General features: G+C 59.0%; 22 protein-coding genes. 21 read left to right on the top strand and 1 reads right to left on the bottom strand.

Annotated elements, in window-relative coordinates; genetic code table 11:
• Positions 1-26 precede the first annotated feature (26 nt).
• The 14 genes from QOM10_RS05920 (at position 27) to ispD (ending at position 16184) form a co-directional block, all read left to right on the top strand.
• Positions 27-530, top strand: a complete 504-nt coding sequence (locus QOM10_RS05920) for an OmpH family outer membrane protein (protein ID WP_007908849.1) — start codon at positions 27-29, stop codon at positions 528-530.
• Positions 531-533: 3 nt separating this feature from the next.
• Positions 534-1589, top strand: a complete 1056-nt coding sequence (lpxD, locus tag QOM10_RS05925; RefSeq protein WP_127926013.1) for a UDP-3-O-(3-hydroxymyristoyl)glucosamine N-acyltransferase — start codon at positions 534-536, stop codon at positions 1587-1589.
• Between the two features lie 106 nt (positions 1590-1695).
• Positions 1696-2136: a 3-hydroxyacyl-ACP dehydratase FabZ gene (gene fabZ, locus QOM10_RS05930; RefSeq protein WP_003222142.1), complete on the top strand. Its 441-nt coding sequence runs from the start codon at positions 1696-1698 to the stop codon at positions 2134-2136.
• Positions 2133-2909, top strand: coding sequence for an acyl-ACP--UDP-N-acetylglucosamine O-acyltransferase (gene lpxA / locus QOM10_RS05935; RefSeq protein ID WP_038357910.1), 777 nt, complete (start codon positions 2133-2135; stop codon positions 2907-2909). The genes fabZ and lpxA overlap by 4 nt, the downstream gene beginning before the upstream one ends.
• A 2-nt stretch (positions 2910-2911) precedes the next feature.
• Positions 2912-4042, top strand: coding sequence for a lipid-A-disaccharide synthase (gene lpxB, locus QOM10_RS05940; protein WP_316917738.1), 1131 nt, complete (start codon positions 2912-2914; stop codon positions 4040-4042).
• An 11-nt stretch (positions 4043-4053) separates the two neighbouring features.
• Positions 4054-4680, top strand: a complete 627-nt coding sequence (gene rnhB, locus QOM10_RS05945) for a ribonuclease HII (RefSeq protein WP_316918367.1) — start codon at positions 4054-4056, stop codon at positions 4678-4680.
• Positions 4681-4756: 76 nt separating this feature from the next.
• Positions 4757-8278, top strand: coding sequence for a DNA polymerase III subunit alpha (gene dnaE, locus QOM10_RS05950; RefSeq protein ID WP_127926016.1), 3522 nt, complete (start codon positions 4757-4759; stop codon positions 8276-8278).
• A 139-nt stretch (positions 8279-8417) separates the two neighbouring features.
• Positions 8418-9365: an acetyl-CoA carboxylase carboxyltransferase subunit alpha gene (locus QOM10_RS05955; RefSeq protein WP_127926017.1), complete on the top strand. Its 948-nt coding sequence runs from the start codon at positions 8418-8420 to the stop codon at positions 9363-9365.
• Positions 9366-9497: 132 nt separating this feature from the next.
• A complete protein-coding gene (tilS, locus tag QOM10_RS05960) occupies positions 9498-10826 on the top strand; it encodes a tRNA lysidine(34) synthetase TilS (protein WP_150749441.1) in 1329 nt (442 codons plus the stop codon).
• Between the two features lie 274 nt (positions 10827-11100).
• On the top strand, positions 11101-12732 hold the full coding sequence (locus tag QOM10_RS05965) for a CTP synthase (RefSeq protein ID WP_150749439.1): 1632 nt from the start codon (positions 11101-11103) through the stop codon (positions 12730-12732).
• 5 nt (positions 12733-12737) lie between these two features.
• Positions 12738-13583 carry a 3-deoxy-8-phosphooctulonate synthase gene (gene kdsA / locus QOM10_RS05970; protein ID WP_016985082.1) on the top strand — a complete coding sequence of 282 codons (846 nt, stop codon included), beginning with the start codon at positions 12738-12740 and terminating at the stop codon, positions 13581-13583.
• A 157-nt stretch (positions 13584-13740) separates the two neighbouring features.
• Entirely contained in the window at positions 13741-15030 is a 1290-nt protein-coding gene (gene eno, locus QOM10_RS05975; RefSeq protein WP_042557893.1) for a phosphopyruvate hydratase, read from the top strand.
• Positions 15031-15201: 171 nt separating this feature from the next.
• On the top strand, positions 15202-15480 hold the full coding sequence (gene ftsB / locus QOM10_RS05980) for a cell division protein FtsB (protein ID WP_007908838.1): 279 nt from the start codon (positions 15202-15204) through the stop codon (positions 15478-15480).
• On the top strand, positions 15477-16184 hold the full coding sequence (ispD, locus tag QOM10_RS05985) for a 2-C-methyl-D-erythritol 4-phosphate cytidylyltransferase (protein ID WP_150774120.1): 708 nt from the start codon (positions 15477-15479) through the stop codon (positions 16182-16184). Before ftsB ends, ispD begins: the two co-directional genes overlap by 4 nt.
• 144 nt (positions 16185-16328) lie before the next feature.
• On the opposite strand, the gene QOM10_RS05990 is transcribed toward ispD, so the two are convergent.
• A complete protein-coding gene (locus tag QOM10_RS05990; protein WP_127926020.1) occupies positions 16329-17225 on the bottom strand; it encodes a LysR substrate-binding domain-containing protein in 897 nt (298 codons plus the stop codon).
• 116 nt (positions 17226-17341) lie between these two features.
• Here QOM10_RS05990 and QOM10_RS05995 point away from each other — a divergent pair, with 116 nt between their 5' ends.
• The 7 genes from QOM10_RS05995 to QOM10_RS06025 all read left to right on the top strand — a co-directional run bounded on the left by QOM10_RS05995 (position 17342) and on the right by QOM10_RS06025 (position 23465).
• Complete coding sequence (locus QOM10_RS05995) at positions 17342-18454, top strand: S-(hydroxymethyl)glutathione dehydrogenase/class III alcohol dehydrogenase (RefSeq protein ID WP_007908835.1); 1113 nt, start codon at positions 17342-17344, stop codon at positions 18452-18454.
• Positions 18455-18544: 90 nt separating this feature from the next.
• Positions 18545-19396 carry an S-formylglutathione hydrolase gene (gene fghA / locus QOM10_RS06000; protein WP_174245100.1) on the top strand — a complete coding sequence of 284 codons (852 nt, stop codon included), beginning with the start codon at positions 18545-18547 and terminating at the stop codon, positions 19394-19396.
• A 44-nt stretch (positions 19397-19440) separates the two neighbouring features.
• A complete protein-coding gene (ispF, locus tag QOM10_RS06005) occupies positions 19441-19914 on the top strand; it encodes a 2-C-methyl-D-erythritol 2,4-cyclodiphosphate synthase (protein WP_034149878.1) in 474 nt (157 codons plus the stop codon).
• On the top strand, positions 19911-20969 hold the full coding sequence (truD, locus tag QOM10_RS06010) for a tRNA pseudouridine(13) synthase TruD (protein ID WP_127926022.1): 1059 nt from the start codon (positions 19911-19913) through the stop codon (positions 20967-20969). Before ispF ends, truD begins: the two co-directional genes overlap by 4 nt.
• On the top strand, positions 20957-21706 hold the full coding sequence (gene surE, locus QOM10_RS06015) for a 5'/3'-nucleotidase SurE (protein ID WP_257357124.1): 750 nt from the start codon (positions 20957-20959) through the stop codon (positions 21704-21706). The genes truD and surE overlap by 13 nt, the downstream gene beginning before the upstream one ends.
• A gap of 41 nt (positions 21707-21747) precedes the next feature.
• Complete coding sequence (locus tag QOM10_RS06020) at positions 21748-22383, top strand: protein-L-isoaspartate(D-aspartate) O-methyltransferase (protein ID WP_172828219.1); 636 nt, start codon at positions 21748-21750, stop codon at positions 22381-22383.
• Between the two features lie 212 nt (positions 22384-22595).
• Positions 22596-23465 (top strand): peptidoglycan DD-metalloendopeptidase family protein, encoded by an 870-nt coding sequence (locus tag QOM10_RS06025; protein WP_016985074.1) that lies wholly within the window; start codon positions 22596-22598, stop codon positions 23463-23465.
• The last annotated feature ends 6 nt before the right edge of the window (positions 23466-23471 follow it).

Consider the following 23471-nt stretch of genomic DNA (forward strand, 5'->3'; position numbering starts at 1 on the left):
GACAATGGATTTTGTAGGAGTGCATCGTGCGTAAGTTGACTCAATTGGTTCTCCTGGCCTCCTTGATGGTGGCAGGCCCGGCATTTGCCGACATGAAAATCGCTGTTCTGAACTATCAGATGGCCTTGCTCGAATCCGACGCAGCGAAGAAGTACGCCGTGGATGCCGAGAAGAAGTTCGGCCCGCAACTGACCAAACTGAAAACGCTGGAAAGCAGCGCCAAGGGTATTCAGGACCGTCTGATGGCCGGTGGCGACAAAATGCAGCAAGGTGAACGTGAGCGTCTGGAGCTGGAATTCAAGCAAAAGGCCCGTGACTTCCAGTTCCAGTCCAAGGAACTGAACGAAGCCAAAGCTGTTGCCGACCGCGAAATGCTCAAGCAACTGAAGCCGAAACTGGATAGCGCAGTGGAAGAAGTCATCAAGAAAGGTGGTTTTGACCTGGTGTTCGAGCGTGGCGCAGTGATTGATGTCAAACCACAGTACGACATCACGCGCCAGGTTATCGAGCGCATGAATCAGCTGAAGTAACCCATGACCGTGACTATCAAGCTCGGCCAGTTGGCCGAGTTCCTCGGCGCCACCCTGCGTGGCGACCCTGAGAAGCAAATTACTGGGCTAGCCACTTTGCAAGAGGCTGGCCCAGCTCAGTTGAGCTTTCTGGCAAACCCTCAATATCGCAAATACCTGGCAGGCTCGCAGGCAGCAGCACTGCTGCTCAAAGAGGCCGATGCCGAGGGTTTTGCCGGTAATGCGTTGGTGGTGCCTGATCCTTATCTGGCTTACGCACGCATCTCACACTTGTTCGATCCCAAGCCAAAAGCCACTGCGGGTATCCATCCTTCGGCGGTCATTGCGGCGGACGCAGTGGTTGATCCAACCGCCAGCGTCGGTCCTTTCGTGGTGATCGAGGCCGGCGCGCGGATCGGTGCGCAAGTGACACTGGGCGCGCATTGCGTCATCGGTGCACGCAGCGAAATCGGTGAGGGCGGCTGGCTCGCTCCACGCGTGACGCTGTATCACGATGTACGCATCGGCAAGCGCGTAGTGATTCAGTCCGGTGCCGTGCTTGGTGGTGAAGGCTTCGGCTTCGCCAACGAAAAAGGTATCTGGCAGAAGATCGCGCAGATCGGTGGCGTGGCCATCGGCGACGATGTCGAGATTGGCGTGAATACCGCCATCGACCGTGGCGCTCTGGCCGATACCGTAATCGGTAATGGCGTGAAGCTCGACAACCAGATCCAGATTGCCCACAACGTTCAGGTCGGTGATCACACCGCGATGGCAGCGTGCGTCGGGATCTCCGGCAGCACCAAAATCGGCAAGCATTGCATGCTCGCCGGCGGTGTCGGGCTGGTCGGCCACATTGATATTTGCGACAACGTTTTCCTGACCGGGATGACCATGGTGACCCACTCGATTACCGAGCCGGGTGCCTATTCTTCCGGCACAGCCATGCAACCGGCGGCCGAATGGCGCAAAAGCGCGGCCCGCATTCGTCAGCTCGATGATATCGCGCGGCGTTTGAAACAGCTGGAAAAGCGCGTAGGGGAAGTGACCCCTGACGGCAATGCTTCATCAGATGGCTGATACCATTTCCATATCAAGTGTGCACAGCCGCTAGACTGCCTCCTTGATTTGCTAGAGGAGTGCGCGTCAGTCGCGCTCCCAATCTTTACATAGGCTTCCCCCCGAAATGATGGACATCAACGAGATTCGCGAATACCTGCCTCACCGTTACCCGTTCCTGCTGGTGGACCGGGTGGTGGAACTGGACACTGAAGGCAAGCGCATTCGCGCCTACAAGAATGTCAGCATCAATGAGCCGTTCTTCAATGGTCACTTCCCTGCGCATCCAATCATGCCGGGCGTGTTGATCATCGAAGCGATGGCTCAGGCTGCCGGGATCCTCGGTTTCAAAATGCTTGATGTGAAGCCTGCCGACGGCACGCTTTACTACTTCGTCGGTTCCGACAAGCTGCGCTTCCGTCAGCCTGTGTTGCCGGGCGATCAGCTGATCCTCGAAGCCAAGTTCATCAGTTGCAAGCGCCAGATCTGGAAGTTCGAATGCCAGGCTTCGGTCGATGGCAAGCCGGTCTGCTCGGCTGAAATCATCTGTGCGGAACGCAAGCTATGAGTTTGATTGACCCTCGCGCAATCATCGATCCGTCGGCCGTTCTGGCTGACGGCGTCGAGGTCGGCCCGTGGTCGATCATCGGCGCAGGTGTGGAAATCGGCGAGGGTACCGTGATTGGGCCGCATGTAATCCTCAAAGGCCCGACCCGCATCGGCAAGCACAATCGCATCTACCAGTTTTCCTCGGTAGGCGAAGACACGCCCGATCTGAAGTACAAAGGCGAAGAAACCCGCCTGGTGATCGGTGACCACAATGTCATCCGTGAAGGCGTGACCATTCACCGTGGCACCGTGCAAGACCGTTCGGAGACCACGCTGGGCGATCACAACCTGATCATGGCCTATGCCCACATCGGGCATGACAGCGTCATCGGCAATCACTGCATTCTGGTCAACAACACAGCGTTGGCCGGGCATGTACATGTGGATGACTGGGCGATCCTTTCCGGATTCACCCTGGTTCACCAGTATTGCCACATCGGCGCTCACAGCTTTTCCGGTATGGGCACGGCGATCGGCAAGGACGTTCCGGCGTTCGTCACCGTGTTCGGCAATCCCGCAGAAGCGCGCAGCATGAACTTCGAAGGCATGCGCCGTCGCGGTTTCAGCGAAGACGCGATTCATACCCTGCGTCGCGCTTACAAAACCGTCTATCGCCAAGGCCTGACGGTTGAGCAGGCGCTGGCCGAACTGGCTGAACCTGCTGCGCAGTACCCGGAAGTGGCAATATTCCGCGACTCCATCCAGTCGTCGACTCGCGGCATCACGCGCTGATCATGGCCAATCTGCGTATTGCGCTGGTGGCGGGTGAAGCTTCCGGTGACATTCTCGGCGCCGGTCTGATGCGCGCCCTCAAGGCACAGCATCCGGCGGTCGAGTTCATCGGCGTCGGCGGGCCGTTGATGCAGGCTGAAGGCCTGACTTCGTACTTTCCCATGGAGCGTCTGTCGGTGATGGGGCTGGTGGAAGTCCTTGGTCGCCTGCGCGAGTTGCTCAAGCGCCGCAAGGATCTGATCGTCACGCTGATCGCCGAGAAGCCGGACGTATTCATCGGTATCGATGCACCGGACTTCAATCTCAACATTGAATTGAAGCTGCGTCAGGCCGGGATCAAAACCGTGCATTACGTCAGCCCTTCGGTGTGGGCATGGCGGCAGAAGCGTGTACTGAAGATTCGCGAAGGTTGCGATCTGATGCTGACGCTGTTGCCATTCGAAGCCAAATTTTACGAAGAGAAAGGCGTACCGGTACGGTTCGTCGGCCACACGCTGGCCGATACCATCCCACTGGAAGCTGATCGCGCTGCGGCCCGTGCCGAACTGGGCTTGCCCGACGGCCCGCTGGTGGCGCTGATGCCCGGCAGCCGTGGCGGTGAAGTGTCCCGCCTCGGCGCGCTGTTCCTCGATACTGCCGAACGTCTACGTGCGATGCGCCCGGGTTTGCGCTTTGTCATTCCGTGCGCCAATGCGGAACGCCGCGCGCAGCTTGAAGAGCTGCTCGCTGGCCGGGATCTGCCGGTGACCCTGCTCGATGGCAAGTCTCACCTGGCCTTGGCGGCGTGCAACGCCGTGCTTATCGCCTCCGGCACCGCCACCCTCGAAGCGCTGTTGTATAAGCGGCCGATGGTGGTGGCTTATCGCTTGGCGCCGCTGACGTTCTGGATCCTCAAACGCATGGTCAAGAGCCCGTACGTGTCCTTGCCGAATCTGCTGGCCCAGCGTCTGCTGGTCCCGGAATTGTTGCAGGATGATGCGACGGTCGAAGCGCTGGCCCAGACGCTGTCGCCGTTGATCGACGGTGGCGAAGAACAAACACGCGGTTTCGACGAGATCCATCGCACGCTGCGGCTGGATGCCTCCAATCAGGCGGCGGACGCCGTCCTTAACCTGATCGGTCAGACACGATGAGCAAGACAAGCATGCAGATGGGCCTGGATTTCACCCTGGTCGCCGAAGTCGACGAACTGGTCGCCGGCGTCGATGAAGTCGGTCGCGGCCCGTTGTGCGGGGCCGTGGTCACGGCAGCGGTGATCCTTGATCCGAACCGCCCGATCCTCGGTCTCAACGACTCGAAGAAACTCACCGAAGCCAAACGCGAAAAGCTCTACGACGAAATCATCGAGAAATCCCTGAGCTGGTGCATCGCCCGCGCCGAAGTCGAAGAAATCGACGAGCTGAACATTCTCCACGCGACCATGCTGGCCATGCAGCGCGCGGTCGCCGGCCTGCACATTCAGCCGAAACTGGCGATGATCGACGGCAACCGCTGCCCGCAGTTGCCGATGCGCGCCGAAGCGGTGGTGCAGGGCGACGGCAAGGTGCCAGCGATTGCTGCTGCGTCGATTCTCGCTAAAGTCAGTCGCGACCGCGAAATGGCTGCTTTCGACTTGATCTACCCGGGTTACGGCATCGGCGGCCATAAAGGCTACCCGACGCCCGTTCATCTGGAAGCCTTGGTACGTCTCGGCCCGACGCCGATTCACCGACGCTCGTTCGCCCCGGTGCGTCAGGCTTATGAAGCGCTCGAAGGCCTGACACAGGTTTAGTCGCAAGGCTGATGTTTTGTTCGAGGCCCGGTACAATCCGGGCCTTGTTGTCTCTATGTAACTGGACAGGATCACTATGCCGGCTTCATTCGTTCATCTACGCCTGCACACTGAATACTCGCTGGTCGACGGGCTGGTGCGGATCAAGCCACTGGTCAAGGCGCTGACCGGCATGAACATGCCTGCCGTCGCGGTCACCGACCAGAACAACATGTGTTCCCTGGTCAAATTCTATAAAAACACCATGGGCGCAGGCATCAAGCCGATCTGCGGCGCCGACCTGTGGTTGTCGAACAAAGACCCGGATGCACCGCTGAGCCGGCTCAGCCTGTTGGTGATGAACGCCAAGGGTTATCGCAACCTCACCGAGTTGATCTCGCGCGGCTTCATCGAAGGCCAGCGCAACGGCATGATCATCGTCGAACGCGAGTGGGTCGCCGAAGCCAACGAAGGCCTGATCATGCTGTCCGCCGCCAAAGAAGGCGAGATCGGCATGGCCATGATCGGCGGCAACCCCGCTGAGGCCGAAGCCTTGGCGCGCGAGTGGATGGCGGTGTTCCCGGATCGTTTCTATCTGGAAATCCAGCGCACCAACCGTCCCAACGATGAAGAGCAATTGCACGGCGCCGTTGCCCTCGCCGACAAGCTCGGCGCGCCGCTGGTGGCGACCAACGATGTGCGCTTCATCAAGCAGGAAGACTTCGCCGCCCATGAAACCCGCGTGTGCATCGGTGAGGGCCGCGCCCTCGACGATCCGCGGCGTTCGAAGAATTACAGCGATCAGCAATACCTGAAAAGCGCCGAGGAAATGATCGAGCTGTTCAGCGATATTCCCGACGCGATTGAAAATACCGTCGAGATCGCCAAGCGCTGCAATATCGAAGTGAAGCTGGGCACTCACTTCCTGCCCAACTTCCCGATCCCCGATGGCATGACCATCGATGAATATTTCCGCAAGGTGTCCTTCGACGGTCTCGAAGAGCGCCTGTCGGTGCTGCTGCCCAAGGACACCACCGAAGACTACGAAGCCAAGCGTCAGGTCTATGTCGATCGGCTGAATTTCGAGCTGGATATCATCATCCAGATGGGCTTCCCCGGTTACTTCCTGATCGTGATGGACTTTATCCAGTGGGCCAAGAACAACGGCGTGCCGGTAGGTCCTGGCCGTGGATCGGGTGCCGGGTCGCTGGTGGCTTACGTGCAGAAGATCACCGACCTCGACCCGTTGGAATACGACCTGCTGTTCGAACGTTTCCTTAATCCGGAACGGGTATCCATGCCCGACTTCGACGTCGACTTCTGCATGGACGGTCGTGACCGGGTGATCGACTATGTGGCCGAGAAATACGGCCGCAACGCGGTAAGCCAGATCATCACCTTCGGTTCCATGGCCGCAAAAGCGGTGGTGCGTGACGTGGCGCGGGTGCAGGGCAAGTCCTACGGCCTGGCGGATCGTCTGTCGAAGATGATTCCGTTCGAAGTCGGCATGACCCTGGAAAAAGCCTACGAGCAGGAAGAAATCCTCCGTGACTTCATCAAGGTCGATGAAGAGGCGGCAGAAATCTGGGAGATGGCACGCAAGCTCGAAGGCGTCGTGCGTAACGTCGGTAAACACGCCGGTGGTGTGGTAATCGCCCCGACCAAGCTGACCGACTTCTCGCCGATCTATTGCGACGAGGCCGGTGACGGTCTGGTAACCCAGTTCGACAAGGACGACGTTGAAGCAGCCGGTCTGGTGAAGTTCGACTTCCTCGGTCTGCGGACCCTGACGATCATCGACTGGGCGCTGAAAACCATTAACCGCGACCGCGCCAAGGTCAACGAGCCGCCGCTGGATATCGCGTTTATCCCGCTGGACGACAAACCGACGTACTCGTTGTTGCAGAAAGCTGAAACCACTGCGGTGTTCCAGCTTGAATCGCGCGGCATGAAAGAGCTGATCAAAAAGCTCAAGCCCGACTGCCTGGAAGACTTGATCGCACTGGTGGCCCTGTTCCGTCCGGGCCCGCTGCAGTCCGGCATGGTGGACGACTTCATCAACCGTAAGCACGGTCGCGCCGAATTGGCGTACCCGCACTCGGATTACCAGTACGAAGGCCTCAAGCCAGTATTGGCACCGACTTACGGCATCATCCTGTATCAGGAACAGGTGATGCAGATTGCTCAGGTCATGGCCGGTTACACCCTCGGCGGTGCGGACATGCTCCGTCGCGCCATGGGTAAGAAAAAGCCCGAAGAGATGGCCAAGCAGCGCGGCGGTTTCATTGAGGGTTGCGCGACCAACAATATCGACGCCGACCTTGCCGGTAACATCTTTGACCTGGTAGAAAAATTCGCCGGTTACGGCTTCAACAAATCCCACTCCGCCGCTTACGGTCTGGTGTCGTACCAAACGGCATGGCTGAAAGCCCACTACCCGGCGCCATTCATGGCCGCGGTACTCTCGGCGGATATGCACAACACCGACAAGGTCGTGACCTTGATCGAAGAAATTCGCACCATGAAGCTGCGTCTCGACGCGCCGGATGTGAATACTTCGGAGTTCAAGTTCACGGTGAACGACGATGGCCGCATCGTGTATGGCCTCGGCGCGATCAAGGGGGTCGGTGAAGGCCCGGTGGAAGCGATCACCGAAGCGCGTCAGGAAGGTCCGTTCAAGGATCTGTTCGATTTCTGCGCGCGGGTCGACCTCAAGCGCATCAACAAACGCACGCTGGACGGTCTGATCCGCAGCGGTGCGCTGGATCGTCTGGGCCCGTACTTCCACGACGAGCAAAAGGCTTATCAAGCCAACATCGACCGTAACCGCGCCGTGCTGCTGGCGGCGATGGAAGAGGCGATCAAGGCTGCCGAACAGACCGCCCGCACCCACGACAGCGGCCACGCCGACCTGTTTGGCGGGTTGTTCGTCGAGGCAGATGCCGACGTTTACGCGTCCCATCGCAAGGCCAAGGAGCTGACCCTCAAGGAGCGTCTCAAGGGTGAGAAAGACACCTTGGGCCTGTACCTGACCGGTCACCCGATCGACGAATACGAAGGCGAGATCCGCCGTTTCGCCCGTCAGCGCATCATTGACCTGAAACCGGCCCGGGATACACAAACCGTGGCGGGGATGATCATTGCCCTGCGGGTGATGAAGAACAAGAAGGGCGACAAGATGGGTTTCATCACCCTCGACGACCGCTCGGGGCGGATCGAGGCGTCGCTGTTCGCCGATGCGTTCCATTCTGCGCAGTCGTTGTTGCAGACTGACGCGATGGTGGTGGTCGAAGGTGAGGTCAGCAACGACGACTTCTCCGGCGGCCTGCGCTTGCGGGTAAAGCGCGTGATGAGCATGGAAGATGCGCGCACCAACCTGGCCGAGAGCCTGCGCCTGAAGCTGCAAACCCAGGATCTGAAAGGCGATCAGCTACGCTGGTTGGGTGATTTGCTCAAGCGTCATCGCGGCGCGTGCCCGATTACCATGGAGTACACCAGCCCGGATGCGAAGACCTTGCTGCAGTTTGGCGAGACGTGGCGGATCGACCCGGCAGATGCCTTGATTCAGGCTCTGCGTGACCAGTTCGGGCGAGACAACGTCTTCCTCCAATACCGTTGACCGGCGAGTGCCATTACTGCGCTTGCCCGCAACCTGAATTTTTAATCTCGACCTCAGCGCGCCTCTCCCTTAAGGTAGGGCGCGAATAGACAACCGGCCGGCCCAAGCTCATTTGGGACACGACCCAAGACGGACGCCTATGAACCCGAATTTTCTAGATTTCGAACAGCCGATCGCCGACCTGCAAGCCAAGATCGAAGAGTTGCGCTTGGTCGGTAATGACAATTCGCTGAATATCGGCGATGAGATCTCCCGCCTGCAGGACAAGAGCAAGACGCTGACCGAAGACATCTTCGGCAAGCTGACCAGCTGGCAGATCGCACGCCTGGCGCGTCACCCGAAACGCCCCTATACCCTCGACTACATCCAGCACATCTTCACCGAGTTCGACGAACTGCACGGCGACCGTCACTTCTCTGACGACGCCGCCATCGTTGGCGGCATCGCCCGTCTGGACGATCAGCCGGTGATGATCATCGGTCACCAGAAAGGCCGTGAAGTGCGCGAGAAGGTTCGCCGCAACTTCGGCATGCCGCGTCCGGAAGGCTACCGCAAGGCTTGCCGTCTGATGGAGATGGCCGAGCGTTTCAAGATGCCGATCCTGACCTTCATCGACACCCCGGGTGCCTACCCAGGTATCGACGCTGAAGAGCGTAACCAGAGCGAGGCGATTGCCTGGAACCTGCGCGTGATGTCGCGTCTTAAGACCCCGATCATTGCCACCGTTATCGGTGAAGGCGGTTCTGGCGGTGCATTGGCGATCGGCGTCTGCGACCAACTGAACATGCTGCAGTATTCGACCTACGCGGTGATCTCGCCGGAAGGTTGCGCTTCGATTCTGTGGAAAACCGCAGAAAAAGCGCCGGATGCTGCTGAAGCGATGGGTATCACCGCCGAGCGTCTGAAAGGTCTGGGCATCGTCGATAAAGTTATCGGCGAGCCTCTGGGCGGCGCACACCGTGATCCGGCTGCCGCCGCTGCATCGATCCGTGCCGAGCTGAGCTCGCAACTGGCGATGCTGAAGAAGTTCGATAACGAAGCGCTGTTGAAGCGCCGTTATGATCGACTGATGAGCTACGGTCTCTAAGTCGAACGCAATACCTCTGTAGGAGTGAGCCTGCTCGCGATGAGGGCGTAACATTCAACCAATGTGTTGGCTGTCACACCGCTATCGCGAGCAGGCTCACTCCTACATTTGTTTTGGGGCAAAGAGTTAAATATGGGTCAGTCCATGATTGATTTGCCTTCCCGGCTGTTGCTCAACCTTGAGCCTTGGCGCAATGCCGCTCATTGGCGCATCGCGTTATCCGGTGGTCTCGATTCCACCGTCCTGCTGCATCTGCTTGCCTCTCTGGCAAAATCTGAATCCCTCCCTGCGCTAAGCGCCATCCATATCCATCACGGCCTTCAGGCTGCGGCTGATGCGTGGCCACAACACTGCCAGTCTGTCTGCGATGCGCTGGGGGTGCCGTTGCTGATTGAGCGGGTGAGGGTGCAACCGGGCGCGAGTCTGGAGCAGGCGGCGCGGAATGCGCGATACGCCGTGTTCAGTGCGCTGACGCAAGCCAATGACGTGTTGCTCACTGGCCAGCATCGTGATGATCAAGCGGAAACGCTGTTGTTTCGATTCATGCGTGGTGCGGGTGTGCGCGGATTGGCGGGGATGCCCAAGCAGCGACCAGTCGGGCAGGGCACACTGATTCGTCCGTTACTGGATGTCTCTCGTTCCGAGCTGGAAGCGTATGCGCAGGCTCATCACTTGAACTGGATCGAAGACCCATCGAATCAGGATCGGCAGTTCTCGCGCAACTACTTGCGCCATCAAGTCATGCCGCTGCTGACCGGGCGCTGGCCGCAAGCGCAGGTGAGCATGGCCCGCAGCGCCGCGCATCTGCGTGAAGCGCAGGGCTTGCTCGATGAGCTGGCGCAGATTGATCTGGCGCAGGCGGCAACCGCCCATGATTTCCAATGGCTGGGATTGCCGTCGCTGGCGTTGGCGCCGCTGGCGGCGTTGTCTGCCGCCCGCCAGCGAAACGCCCTCAGTCACTGGCTCGAACCGCTGACGCGCCTGCCGGACACCGACCATTGGTCGGGTTGGACGGATCTGTGCGATGCCGCCCCTGATGCCTCACCGATCTGGCGTCTGGCCGATGGCGAGTTGCACCGCAGTGCCGGTCGTCTGTGGTGGCTCAGCGGTGACTGGCTACGCACGCCAGTGATCGGCTGCGAGTGGCAGAGCCCCGCGTCAGCGCTACGCTTGGGCGATAACGGACGTGTCATGTTCAGCGGGCAAACTCCCGTCGGGCCTTTGCAGATTCGCTATCGGCAGGGCGGCGAAGTCATGCATCTGGCGGATCGCGGCCACCGCGATCTCAAGCGCCTGCTCAATGAGCGCGCGGTGCCGGGCTTTGTCCGTGGCAGATTGCCGCTGCTGTTTCGCGGCGATGAATTGCTCGCGGTGGCGAACCTGCCGGGACTTGATGGTCATGTGCAGGACGGCTGGAAATTGCATTGGCTGCCAACAGACGAAGATCAAGGTTTGAGCTGAAAGGAGCATTCCGGTAGACTACGCTCCCTTCTTGATACAACTTCTGTGGATTCGCCTGAATTGCAGGAGTTGCCGATTACCAAGCAGTCTTTGCTGGGCGATTCCAAAAAATGTGTAGCGAGCAACGTACCGGTATTTTCACTTCCGGTCTGTCCCAACGCGGCGGTTTTTTTGAAAGGTGCACTGTGATTAATGCAGGTGATCGGGGGCTTCGGCCTTCCTTCGCTTTCCCCGGCGGCTCGTACCGCTTTAACGCAGACTTCTAGGGTTTTTCATGACGCGCTACATATTCGTCACGGGCGGTGTTGTTTCTTCATTGGGGAAAGGCATTGCATCGGCTTCATTGGCGGCCATCCTGGAGGCGCGGGGACTTAAGGTCACCATGCTGAAGCTGGACCCGTACATCAACGTCGACCCGGGCACCATGAGCCCGTTCCAGCACGGTGAAGTGTTCGTCACCCACGACGGCGCCGAGACCGACCTGGACCTGGGCCACTACGAGCGGTTCATCCGCACGACCATGACCCAGAACAACAACTTCACCACTGGCCGTGTCTACGAGCACGTGCTGCGCAAAGAGCGCCGTGGTGACTACCTGGGTGCAACCATCCAGGTGATCCCGCACATCACCGACGAAATCAAGCGCCGCATCATCAAGGGTGCCGGTGACGCTGACGTGGCAATGGTCGAGATCGGTGGCACCGTCGGTGACATCGAGTCGCAACCGTTCCTCGAGGCCATCCGTCAACTGCGTTTCGAAATCGGCGCCAAGCGCGCGATGCTGATGCACTTGACACTGGTGCCGTACATCGCCACTGCCGGCGAAACCAAAACCAAACCAACTCAGCACTCGGTAAAAGAGTTGCGTTCGATCGGCCTGCAGCCGGACGTGCTGGTGTGCCGTTCCGATCACCCGATCGACATTTCGTCGCGTCGCAAGATCGCCCAGTTCACCAACGTTGAAGAGCGCGCGGTGATCGCTCTGGAAGACGCCGACACCATCTACAAGATCCCGGGCATCCTGCACTCGCAGGGTCTGGACGATTTTGTTGTCGAGCGTTTCGGCCTGCAATGCGGCAGCGCTGATCTGTCCGAGTGGGAAGCAGTGGTTGACGCCAAGCTGAACCCGGAACACGAAGTGACCATCGCCATGGTCGGCAAATACATGGAACTGCTGGACGCCTACAAGTCGCTGATCGAAGCGATGAGTCATGCCGGCATCAGCAACCGCACCAAGGTCAACCTGCGTTACATCGATTCCGAAGACATCGAAAACCAGGGCACTGCGCTGCTCGAAGGTGTCGACGCGATCCTCGTACCGGGCGGCTTCGGTCTGCGCGGCGTGGAAGGCAAGATCACTGCCGTTCAGTACGCACGTGAAAACAAGGTTCCTTACCTGGGTATCTGCCTAGGTATGCAAGTGGCGGTGATCGAGTTCGCTCGTAACGTCATGGGCTGGAAAGACGCCAACTCCACCGAGTTCGACCGCGCCAGCGGCCATCCGGTTGTCGGTCTGATCACCGAGTGGGAAGACGCAACCGGTGCCGTTGAAGTGCGTACCGAATCGTCCGACCTGGGCGGCACCATGCGTCTCGGCGCACAGGAATGCCTGCTTGAAGCCGGCTCCAAGGTGCACGACTGCTACGGCAAGGACGTGATTGTTGAACGTCACCGTCACCGTTATGAAGTGAACAACAACCTGTTGCCACAAATCATCGAAGCCGGCCTGAAGATTTCCGGTCGCTCCGCTGACGCGGCATTGGTTGAAGTGGTTGAAGCTCCGGATCATCCATGGTTCGTCGCTTGCCAGTTCCACCCTGAGTTCACCTCCACACCACGTGATGGCCACCCGCTGTTCAGCGGCTTCGTCAAAGCAGCGTTGGCTCAACACCAGAAGAAGGCGTAACCCCGATGGCACAGAAGATCATCCGCGTCGGCGACATCGAGATTGCCAACGACAAACCCATGGTGCTGTTCGGCGGCATGAACGTGCTGGAAAGCCGTGACATGGCCATGCAGGTTTGCGAGGAGTACGTGAAGGTCACCGAAAAACTCGGTATCCCTTACGTGTTCAAGGCCAGCTTCGACAAGGCCAACCGTTCTTCTGTGACCTCCTATCGTGGTCCTGGCCTGGAAGAGGGCATGCGCATCTTCCAGGACATCAAACAAGCCTTCGGCGTACCGATCATCACCGACGTCCACGAGCCTGATCAGGCCGCGGTCGTCGCTGAGGTCTGCGACATCATTCAACTGCCGGCCTTCCTGTCGCGCCAGACCGATCTGGTCGTCGCGATGGCCAAGACCAATGCAGTGATCAACATCAAGAAAGCCCAGTTCCTCGCGCCTCAGGAGATGAAACACATTCTGAACAAGTGCGTGGAAGCGGGTAACGATCAATTGATCCTCTGCGAGCGTGGTTCGAGCTTCGGCTACAACAACCTCGTGGTCGATATGCTCGGCTTCGGCATCATGAAGCAGTTCGAGTACCCGGTTTTCTTCGACGTGACCCACGCGCTGCAAATGCCGGGTGGTCGTGCCGACTCCGCCGGCGGTCGCCGCGCACAGGTTCTGGATCTGGCCAAGGCCGGCATGAGCCAGTCGCTGGCGGGTCTGTTCCTTGAAGCACATCCGGATCCGGACAACGCCAAATGCGACGGCCCTTGCGCCTTGCGCCTGGACAAACTGGAGCCATTTCTGGCCCAGCTCAAAGCTCTGGACGAACTGGTGAAGAGTTTTCCGACGGTAGAAACCGCGTAACACTCAATTCTCCGGTAAAGTACCGCACGATTTGTCGCTCATGCCCTCGGGCATGAGCGTTATCGTCTGCAAGTCTGCCCGCTGCACACCCCTTGCCGACGGTAAAAAGATTTCCTCTAGCTGCGTCGTTTTCGTCAACTTTGGAGTGTTTACAACAATGGCAAAAATCGTCGACATCAAAGGTCGTGAAGTTCTCGACTCCCGTGGCAATCCCACCGTGGAAGCGGACGTGCTTCTCGACAACGGCATCATCGGCAGCGCTTGCGCGCCGTCCGGTGCATCCACTGGCTCGCGTGAAGCGCTCGAGCTGCGTGATGGCGACAAGAGCCGTTACCTGGGCAAGGGCGTGCTCAAAGCGGTAGCCAACATCAACGGTCCGATTCGCGATCTGCTGCTGGGCACCGACCCAAGCGACCAGAAAGCCCTGGATCACGCGATGATCAAGCTCGACGGTACCGAAAACAAGGCAACCCTGGGCGCCAACGCCATCCTCGCCGTATCCCTGGCTGCGGCCAAGGCTGCTGCACAGGATCAGGACCTGCCGCTGTACGCACACATCGCCAACCTCAACGGCACGCCGGGTGTTTACTCGATGCCGGTGCCGATGATGAACATCATCAACGGTGGCGAGCACGCCGATAACAACGTCGACATCCAGGAATTCATGGTGCAGCCGGTTGGCGCCAAGTCGTTCTCGGAAGGTCTGCGCATGGGCACCGAGATTTTCCATCACTTGAAAGCTGTGCTGAAGGCCCGTGGCCTGAGCACTGCCGTTGGCGACGAAGGCGGTTTCGCACCGAACCTGGCGTCCAACGAAGACGCGCTGAAAGTGATCTCCGAAGCTGTGGCCAACGCCGGTTACAAGCTGGGCACCGACGTGACCCTGGCCCTGGACTGCGCGGCCAGCGAATTCTACGAAGACGGCAAGTACAACCTGTCCGGCGAAGGCCAGGTGTTCACCGCTGAAGGTTTCGCCGATTACCTGAAAGGTCTGACCGAACGTTATCCGATCATCTCGATCGAAGACGGTCTGGACGAGTCCGACTGGGCTGGCTGGAAAATCCTCACTGACAAGATCGGCGAGAAGGTTCAACTGGTAGGCGACGACCTGTTCGTCACCAACACCAAGATCCTGAAAGAGGGCATCGACAAAAAGATCGCCAACTCGATCCTGATCAAGTTCAACCAGATCGGCACCCTGACCGAAACCCTGGAAGCCATCCAGATGGCCAAGGCTGCCGGTTACACCGCAGTGATCTCGCACCGTTCGGGCGAAACCGAAGATTCGACCATTGCCGACCTGGCTGTGGGCACTTCGGCTGGCCAGATCAAGACCGGTTCGCTGTGCCGTTCCGACCGCGTTTCCAAGTACAACCAACTGCTGCGTATCGAAGAGCAGTTGAATGGCAAGGCCAAGTACAACGGTCGCAGCGAATTCCGCGGCTAAGTACAAATCGATGGAAGGACACCGGATTGTGTCGAAAAAGTCGTGACAGCGATGGATTTGCCACTAATCTGATGCCTTAACAGCACAAGCCTGGGTCTTCCAGGCTTCGTGCTATCAGATGCTTCAAAGTTTTGGCGTGGCTGTCTTTTTTCACTGGATACCTGATATTCGATGCGCAGTCCTTACTGGTTGTTTCTCGTTTTGCTCTTGCTACTGGCCGGTCTGCAGTACCGCCTGTGGGTGGGCAATGGCAGTCTGGCGCAAGTCGCAGAGCTGAATCAGCAGATAGCTGATCAACACGCCGAGAACGAAGGTTTGCTGGAGCGCAACCGAGTGATGGACGCTGAAGTCAGCGAGTTGAAAAAGGGCATGGAGACCGTTGAAGAACGGGCTCGTCACGAACTGGGCATGGTCAAGGACGGCGAAACCCTTTACCAGTTGGCCCAATGATCAACTCCCTGCCGGCCTTCTGGGCCGTGATTCCTGCCGCGGGCGTCGGTGCCCGAATGGCCGCGGACCGTCCCAAGCAATACCTGCAACTGGGCGGACGCACAATTCTCGAACACAGCCTTGGCTGTTTCCTCGATCACCCAAGCCTTAAAGGGCTGGTGGTCAGTCTTGCGGTTGATGATCCTTACTGGCCGAACCTGGCGTGCGTCAGCGATCCGCGTATTCAGCGGGTTGAGGGCGGGGCCGAGCGTTCCGGCTCGGTGCTCAATGCCTTGCTGCACCTGCATGCGCAGGGTGCCGATGATGAGGATTGGGTGCTGGTGCACGATGCGGCACGGCCCAATCTGAGTCGCGATGATCTCGACAGGTTACTGGATGAACTGGCGGATGATCCGGTGGGCGGTTTGCTCGCCGTCCCTGCGCGCGACACGTTGAAGCGCGTCGACAAGCACGGTCGTGTGGTGGAAACCGTCGATCGCAGCGTGATCTGGCAGGCGTATACGCCGCAGATGTTTCGTCTTGGGGCGTTGCATCGGGCGTTGGCGGACAGTCTGGTGGCGGATGCGGTGATTACCGATGAAGCTTCGGCGATGGAGTGGGCGGGGCTGAAGCCGCGTCTGATTGAGGGGCGGGCGGATAACCTCAAGGTGACCCGGCCGGAAGATCTCGAATGGTTGCGTCAGCGTTGGGCGAATCGCCGCTGAATTTTTGTGGTGCCTGTTGAATCGCCATCGCGAGCAGGCTCACTCCCACCTTTGATTTGCGCCTGACCCCAAATTTGCATTCACCGCCGATCCCCTGTGGGAGCGAGCCTGCTCGCGAAAGCGATAGTTCAGGCAACCCATCACTCAGCTTCGATACTCCGGCCGCTCAGCCAATCCTTCCTTGAGAAAATCCACCAACTTGCGCACCTTCGGCGACAGATGCCGCTGTTGCGGGTACAGCGCCCACACCGCCGTATTCGGCGGCTGATGCGCCTCCAGCAACGAAATCAACGCACCGCTGTGCAAATGCTCCAGCACGTAATAATCCGGCAACTGACACAACCCCACTCCCTGTAACGCCGCATCCAGCACTGCTTGCCCACTGTTGCAACGCCAGTTGCCCTGCACGCGCTGGGAAAACTCGCGCCCGTTTTGCTCAAGCTGCCAGATGTCCGAACTGCCGATCAGGCAATTGTGCCGACTCAATTCCGACAGGCTGTGTGGGCGGCCATACCGTTCAACGTAGGACGGAGAGGCGCAGAGATACATGCGTCGTGGCGCCAGCCGGGCGGCGACCAGGCGCGAGTCCTGCAACCGACCCAGGCGAATCGCCAGATCCAGCCCTTCATGCACCAGATCAAGTTGGCGATTGCTCAATTCGATATCGATGCGCAGCTGCGGATACAGCCCCATGAACCGCGTCACCAACGGCACGATAAACCGCTCGCCGTAGGCGACGGCGCAGGTCATGCGCAGCATCCCTTTTGGTTCGCTGGTCAGATCGCCGACAGCGCGCAATGCTTCCTCGCGACCATCCTGCAAGCGTTGGCAATGTTGCAGAAAGGTCTGCCCGGCCTCGGTCAGTGTCACGCGACGGGTACTGCGATAAAGCAGCCGCGTCTGCAAGCGCTCTTCCAGTCGTACGATTTGTCGACTGACGTGAGAGGAAGAAACCCCAAGACGTTCGGCAGCGGCGGTGAACTGGCTGCATTCGGCAACGGCAACAAATTCGTCGATGCCTTCCCAGCGGTTTTCGGACATTCGATTATCCCTGTACGGCAATAATATTTTGCATTTGTCCGGATTATTAATCAGTTGGCGCTGAACTACACTGGCTGTCTGGTTTTTTTATTCAATGGATTCACTGGAGAGTCAGCATGATCAAGTCGCGCGCCGCCGTTGCCTTCGAGGCCAAGAAGCCGCTGGAAATCGTAGAAGTCGATGTCGCCATGCCCAAGGCCGGTGAAGTGTTGCTGCGTGTAGTCGCTTCCGGTGTTTGCCACACGGACGCCTACACCCTGTCCGGCGCTGACCCGGAAGGCATCTTCCCGTCGATCCTTGGCCACGAAGGTGGCGCAATCGTTGAAGCGATCGGCGAGGGCGTGACTTCGGTTGCCGTTGGCGATCACGTCATTCCGCTGTACACCCCCGAATGCGGCCAGTGCAAATTCTGCAAGTCGGGCAAGACCAACCTGTGTCAGGCAATTCGCGCCACTCAGGGCAAAGGTTTGATGCCGGATGGCACTTCGCGTTTCTCCTACAAGGGCGAAACGATTTTCCACTACATGGGTACTTCCACGTTCTCGGAATACACCGTGTTGCCGGAAATCTCCGTGGCCAAGATCTCCAAGGACGCGCCACTGGAAAAGGTTTGCCTGCTGGGTTGCGGCGTCACCACCGGCATCGGTGCAGTGCTCAACACCGCCAAGGTCAAACCGGGTGACACCGTGGCCATCTTCGGTCTGGGTGGCATTGGTCTGTCTGCGGTGATCGGTGCCGTGAAAGCCAAGGCTGCACGCATCATCGCCATCGACATCAACCCGGCCAAGTTCGAGATCGCCAAGCAACTCGGTGCAACCGACTGTGTGAACCCGAAAGATTTCGATCGTCCGATCCAGGAAGTGATCGTCGACATGACCGATGGTGGTGTCGACTTCTCCTTCGAGTGCATCGGCAACGTGCAATTGATGCGCGCCGCCCTTGAGTGCTGCCATAAAGGCTGGGGCGAGTCGGTAATCATCGGCGTGGCCGGAGCCGGCCAGGAAATCGCGACCCGTCCATTCCAGTTGGTGACCGGTCGCGTCTGGCGCGGTTCGGCATTCGGCGGCGTGCGCGGTCGTACCGAGTTGCCAAGCTACGTCGATATGGCTCAGAGCGGTGAAATCCCGCTGGATACTTTCATCACCCACACCATGGGTCTGGAAGACATCAACAAGGCCTTCGACCTGATGCACGAAGGCAAGAGCATCCGTACCGTCATTCATTTCTAAAAGCAGCCCCAAGTTACAAGCTTCAAGCTGCAAGCAAAGGCGCTTTTGCCTTTTCTTGAAGCTCGAAGCTTGCCACTTGCAGCTGGGAGAATCCCCATGAGTCTGGAAAACATCTCCTGTCAGAAAAGTTTTGGCGGTTGGCACAAACGCTATCGCCATCGCTCCGACGTGCTCGGCTGCGACATGGTGTTCGCCGTCTACCTGCCACCGCAAGCGGAGCAGGGCGGCAAGTTGCCGGTGCTGTATTGGTTGTCGGGCCTGACCTGCACCGATGAAAACTTCATGCAGAAGGCCGGCGCGATGCGCATGGCTGCTGAACTGGGTTTGATCATTGTTGCGCCGGACACCAGTCCGCGTGGCGCCGATGTCCCGGGTGATCCGGACGGCGCATGGGATTTCGGCCTCGGCGCCGGGTTCTATCTGAATGCCACGCAAGAACCCTGGTCGCGGCACTATCGGATGCATGACTATGTCGTGCAGGAATTGCCTTCACTGGTTGAAGCGCATTTCCCGGCATCGGACAAGCGCAGCATCAGCGGACACTCCATGGGTGGCCACGGTGCGTTGGTCTGCGCGTTGCGCAATCCTGGGCGTTACCAATCGGTGTCGGCGTTCTCGCCGATCAATAATCCGATGGATTGCCCATGGGGCCAAAAAGCATTTTCCCGCTACTTGGGCGAAGACCGTTCGAAATGGAAAGAGTGGGATGCTTGTGCGCTGATTGCCGAAGCGGATGAAAAACTGCCGCTGCTGGTCGATCAAGGCGATCGCGATGACTTCCTCGCTACCCAGCTCAAACCCGAAGCCTTGCAACAAGCGGCAAAACAAGCGGGCCATCCGCTGACATTGCGCCTGCAACCGGGCTACGACCACAGCTATTTCTTCATCTCAAGCTTTATAGACGACCACTTGCAGCATCACGCACGCGCTCTGCGCGGTTAATGCGGGTAGAATCACGCCCTGACAAAAATCGGGGCGTTTTTTTTATGCGTATTGGCCACGGCTATGATGTGCACCGTTTCGCTGAAGGCGATTTCATTACTCTGGGCGGCGTGCGCATTGCACACAGCTTCGGGCTGCTCGCTCATTCCGACGGTGACGTCCTGCTGCACGCCTTGAGCGATGCCTTGCTCGGCGCCGCTGCGCTGGGTGATATCGGCAAGCATTTCCCGGACACCGACCCGCAATTCAAAGGCGCCGACAGCCGTGCGCTGCTGCGTCATGTGGTCGCGCTGATCCACGCCAAAGGCTGGAAAGTCGGCAACGTCGATAACACCATCGTCGCCCAGGCGCCAAAAATGGCCCCGCATATCGAATCGATGCGCGCGTTGATCGCGGCGGATCTACAAGTTGAGTTGGATCAAGTGAACGTGAAAGCTACCACCACCGAAAAGCTTGGCTTTGTCGGTCGCGAAGAAGGCATCGCCGTGCACTCCGTTGCCTTGTTGCTGCGCGCATGAATGAACTGCAATTGCTCGGCCCGCGCGCCTATGGCGAACCCTTGGGCACCGCGGTACTGAAAGCCATCGCTGAAGATTTTCAGGTGGATGAAGTCCTCGACATTCCGTTCAGCGGCGACGGCGAACACCTGTGGATCTGGGTCGAAAAACGTGGCTTGAACACTGAAGAAGCCGCACGGCGTATCGCCAAGGCTGCCGGCGTGCCGTTGCGTACCGTCAGCTATGCCGGTCTCAAGGATCGTCAGGCGCTGACCCGCCAGTGGTTCAGCGTGCAATTGCCGGGCAAGGCCGATCCGGATCTGACAGCGGCGGAAAACGATACGCTGAAGATCCTCAAGACCACCCGCCACAAGCGCAAGCTGCAACGTGGCGCGCATTCGGCCAACGGTTTCACTTTGCGCCTGACTCAGTTCGCTGGCGACAAAGACGCGATCGAGCAGCGCCTGCAACTGATCGCTAAACAAGGTATTCCCAATTATTTCGGTGCCCAGCGCTTCGGCCATGACGGCGGTAACGTCGTCGATGCGCGTTCGTGGGCGGCACGCAAGGCCTTGCCGGAGCAACGCAATGTGCGTTCGCGGCTGCTCTCGACCGCGCGCAGTTTTCTGTTCAACAAGGTGCTGGCGGCGCGTGTTGCCGATGGCACCTGGCAAAAAGCCCAAGTCGGCGATCTGCTGGCCTTCACCGACAGTCGCAGTTTTTTCCCTGCCGGTGAAGCTGAGTGCAGCGATCCGCGTCTGGCCATTCTTGATCTGCATCCGACCGGCCCGCAGTGGGGCGAAGGTGACTCGCCGACCGCAGGGGCTGTCCATGATCTGGAGCAGGGGATTGCCGCTGGTGAAGCGGATCTGCGCGATTGGTTGATCAACGCCGGCATGAGCCACGAACGTCGCATCCTGCGGCTGCCCATTGGCGGGTTGACGTGGCATTATCCCCAGCCTGACATTCTGCAACTGGAATTCGTCCTCCCGGCCGGATGCTTCGCCACCGTATTGGTGCGCGAGCTCGTTGATCTGGTGCCGGTGGGGCAGACGGACAGCCCATGCGTATTCTGATTTCTAACGACGATGGGGTAACCGCACCCGGTCTCGCCGCGCTTTATGCTGCGCTGGCGGATTACACCGAGTGCGTGGTTATCGCCCCGGAGCAGGACAAAAGCGGCGCCAGCAGTTCGCTGACGCTCGACCGTCCGCTGCACCCGCAATACCTGGCCAACGGCTTTATCAGCCTCAACGGCACACCGACCGACTGCGTGCACCTGGGCCTCAATGGCTTGCTGGAGCGCGAGGCGGACATGGTGGTCTCCGGGATCAACCTCGGTGCCAACCTGGGTGATGACGTGTTGTATTCCGGCACCGTCGCGGCAGCGCTCGAAGGGCGCTTCCTCAAGCGTCCCTCGTTTGCCTTTTCGCTGGTCTCGCGGCAGGTGGATAATCTGCCGACGGCGGCGTACTTTGCGCGCAAACTGGTCGAGGCCCATGCCGGGCTCGATCTGCCGCCGCGCACGGTACTCAACGTGAACATTCCCAATCTGCCCATCGATCACATTCGTGGCATCCAGCTGACCCGTCTCGGCCATCGCGCGCGGGCGGCGGCGCCGATGAAAGTGGTCGACCCGCGTGGCAAGGCCGGTTACTGGATTGCCGCTGCCGGCGATGCCGAAGATGGCGGCCCGGGGACTGATTTTCATGCGGTGATGCAGGGCTATGTTTCCATCACTCCGTTGCAGCTCGATCGCACCTTCAACGATGCGTTCAGAAGCCTCGACGGCTGGCTGGAGGGACTGCGCTGATGGCCCGTGAACACGAAGACCGACTGCGCAGCGGTATCGGCATGACCTCCCAGCGTACCCGCGAGCGGCTGATCCAGCGCTTGTATGAGGAGGGCGTGTCCAACGCCAAGGTGCTGGAAGTGATTCGGCGCACGCCGCGCCACCTGTTCGTCGACGAGGCGCTGGCACATCGCGCTTACGAGGATACGGCGCTGCCGATCGGCAATAACCAGACGATTTCCCAGCCTTATATGGTGGCGCGCATGAGCGAGCTGCTGCTGGAGGCGGGGCCGCTGGATAAGGTGCTGGAGATTGGCACTGGTTCCGGTTACCAGACCGCTGTGTTGTCGCAATTGGTCGAGCGAGTGTTCTCGGTCGAGCGCATCAAGGTCCTGCAGGACCGGGCCAAGGAACGTCTGGTTGAACTGAACCTGCGCAACGTGGTGTTCCGCTGGGGCGATGGCTGGGAAGGCTGGCCGGCGCTGGCACCGTATAACGGCATTATCGTCACGGCCGTGGCCACCGATGTACCGCAAGCCTTGCTCGATCAACTGGCTCCGGGCGGGCGCATGGTGATCCCGGTGGGCTCGGGAGAAGTGCAGCAATTGATGCTGATCGTGCGTGAGGAAAACGGCTTTTCCCGGCATGTTCTGGGCGCCGTTCGTTTCGTGCCGTTGCTTAATGGGCCACTGGCCTGAGCATTTGTCTGCGTGCGCTGAATTCCTTTCGTTCGCCTGTGTCTTACTCCGGCAGCGATGGTTTAAACGCAGCAGATTGTCAACTTGCAAACGTGTGCGCGAAGCGATTTCGCTTCATTAAAGGTAAAGCCGATCCGGCCCGTTATACTGGCGACACCTCATGCCGGAATCCGGCATTTCACATTTTTCAGCCACCACAAAGGGAGCGGCGGGTGAGTCTCACAGTCATTGCGCAGCGTATGGGTAACACGAGCTTTCAGCGCCTGGTGACTGGCCTTGTCTTGAGCACCTTGCTGGTCGGTTGCTCCAGCACCAAATCGAGCAATGTCCGGGTGGTCGATCGCAACAATGCGGTGGCCCAGCGTCCTACCGTGACGACCGGACAGTATGTAGTCCGTCCGGGCGATACGATGTTTTCGATCGCGTTTCGCTACGGTTGGGACTACAAAGCCCTCGCGGCCCGGAACAATATTCCTACGCCGTATACGATCCATCCGGGTCAGACAATTCGCTTTGATGGCCGGACCGGTTCAACGCCGACGGCGGTGGTGAGCAACAGCAGTTCTTCGCCTTCTTCGTCGAGTAAAACCACGGTAATCCGGCGCCAGGCAAATGGCACGACAACCACCACAACCACCGGTTCTACGGGGGCTGTACCGTCCGTCGCCAGCAAACCGGCCCCCGCGCCACTGCCTCCAGCGGGCCCGGCCCCGACCGGCTGGGGATGGCCATCTAATGGCATTCTGATTGGAAAATTCTCTTCAAACGGTAGTTTGAATAAAGGAATTGATATCGCCGGAGATTTGGGACAGCCTGTTTTAGCTGCGTCTGATGGGACGGTGGTATACGCCGGGAGTGGCTTAAGGGGCTACGGCGAATTAGTCATCATCAAACACAGCGAAACCTACGTCAGTGCCTACGGACATAACCGCAGGCTGTTGGTTCGGGAGGGACAGCAGGTCAAGGTCGGACAGACAATTGCCGAAATGGGGTCAACGGGTACAGACCGGGTGAAACTGCATTTTGAGATTCGCCGCCAAGGTAAACCTGTAGATCCACTGCAGTTCCTGCCAAGACGTTGATTTGTA

This window comes from Pseudomonas sp. P108, from assembly GCF_032613195.1.
Taxonomy (GTDB): domain Bacteria; phylum Pseudomonadota; class Gammaproteobacteria; order Pseudomonadales; family Pseudomonadaceae; genus Aquipseudomonas.

Excerpts from the sequence above, each read along its gene's own strand:
- eno (WP_042557893.1), top strand. The coding sequence starts at position 13,741 with ATGGCAAAAATCGTCGACATCAAAGGTCGTGAAGTTCTCGACTCCCGT.
- lpxD (WP_127926013.1), top strand. The coding sequence starts at position 534 with ATGACCGTGACTATCAAGCTCGGCCAGTTGGCCGAGTTCCTCGGCGCC.
- surE (WP_257357124.1), top strand. The coding sequence starts at position 20,957 with ATGCGTATTCTGATTTCTAACGACGATGGGGTAACCGCACCCGGTCTC.
- QOM10_RS05990 (WP_127926020.1), bottom strand. The coding sequence starts at position 17,225 with ATGTCCGAAAACCGCTGGGAAGGCATCGACGAATTTGTTGCCGTTGCC.
- ispF (WP_034149878.1), top strand. The coding sequence starts at position 19,441 with ATGCGTATTGGCCACGGCTATGATGTGCACCGTTTCGCTGAAGGCGAT.
- tilS (WP_150749441.1), top strand. The coding sequence starts at position 9,498 with ATGGGTCAGTCCATGATTGATTTGCCTTCCCGGCTGTTGCTCAACCTT.
- rnhB (WP_316918367.1), top strand. The coding sequence starts at position 4,054 with ATGCAGATGGGCCTGGATTTCACCCTGGTCGCCGAAGTCGACGAACTG.
- QOM10_RS05955 (WP_127926017.1), top strand. The coding sequence starts at position 8,418 with ATGAACCCGAATTTTCTAGATTTCGAACAGCCGATCGCCGACCTGCAA.
- lpxA (WP_038357910.1), top strand. The coding sequence starts at position 2,133 with ATGAGTTTGATTGACCCTCGCGCAATCATCGATCCGTCGGCCGTTCTG.
- ispD (WP_150774120.1), top strand. The coding sequence starts at position 15,477 with ATGATCAACTCCCTGCCGGCCTTCTGGGCCGTGATTCCTGCCGCGGGC.
- QOM10_RS05965 (WP_150749439.1), top strand. The coding sequence starts at position 11,101 with ATGACGCGCTACATATTCGTCACGGGCGGTGTTGTTTCTTCATTGGGG.
- truD (WP_127926022.1), top strand. The coding sequence starts at position 19,911 with ATGAATGAACTGCAATTGCTCGGCCCGCGCGCCTATGGCGAACCCTTG.
- dnaE (WP_127926016.1), top strand. The coding sequence starts at position 4,757 with ATGCCGGCTTCATTCGTTCATCTACGCCTGCACACTGAATACTCGCTG.
- QOM10_RS05995 (WP_007908835.1), top strand. The coding sequence starts at position 17,342 with ATGATCAAGTCGCGCGCCGCCGTTGCCTTCGAGGCCAAGAAGCCGCTG.
- lpxB (WP_316917738.1), top strand. The coding sequence starts at position 2,912 with ATGGCCAATCTGCGTATTGCGCTGGTGGCGGGTGAAGCTTCCGGTGAC.
- QOM10_RS06020 (WP_172828219.1), top strand. The coding sequence starts at position 21,748 with ATGACCTCCCAGCGTACCCGCGAGCGGCTGATCCAGCGCTTGTATGAG.
- kdsA (WP_016985082.1), top strand. The coding sequence starts at position 12,738 with ATGGCACAGAAGATCATCCGCGTCGGCGACATCGAGATTGCCAACGAC.
- ftsB (WP_007908838.1), top strand. The coding sequence starts at position 15,202 with ATGCGCAGTCCTTACTGGTTGTTTCTCGTTTTGCTCTTGCTACTGGCC.
- fabZ (WP_003222142.1), top strand. The coding sequence starts at position 1,696 with ATGATGGACATCAACGAGATTCGCGAATACCTGCCTCACCGTTACCCG.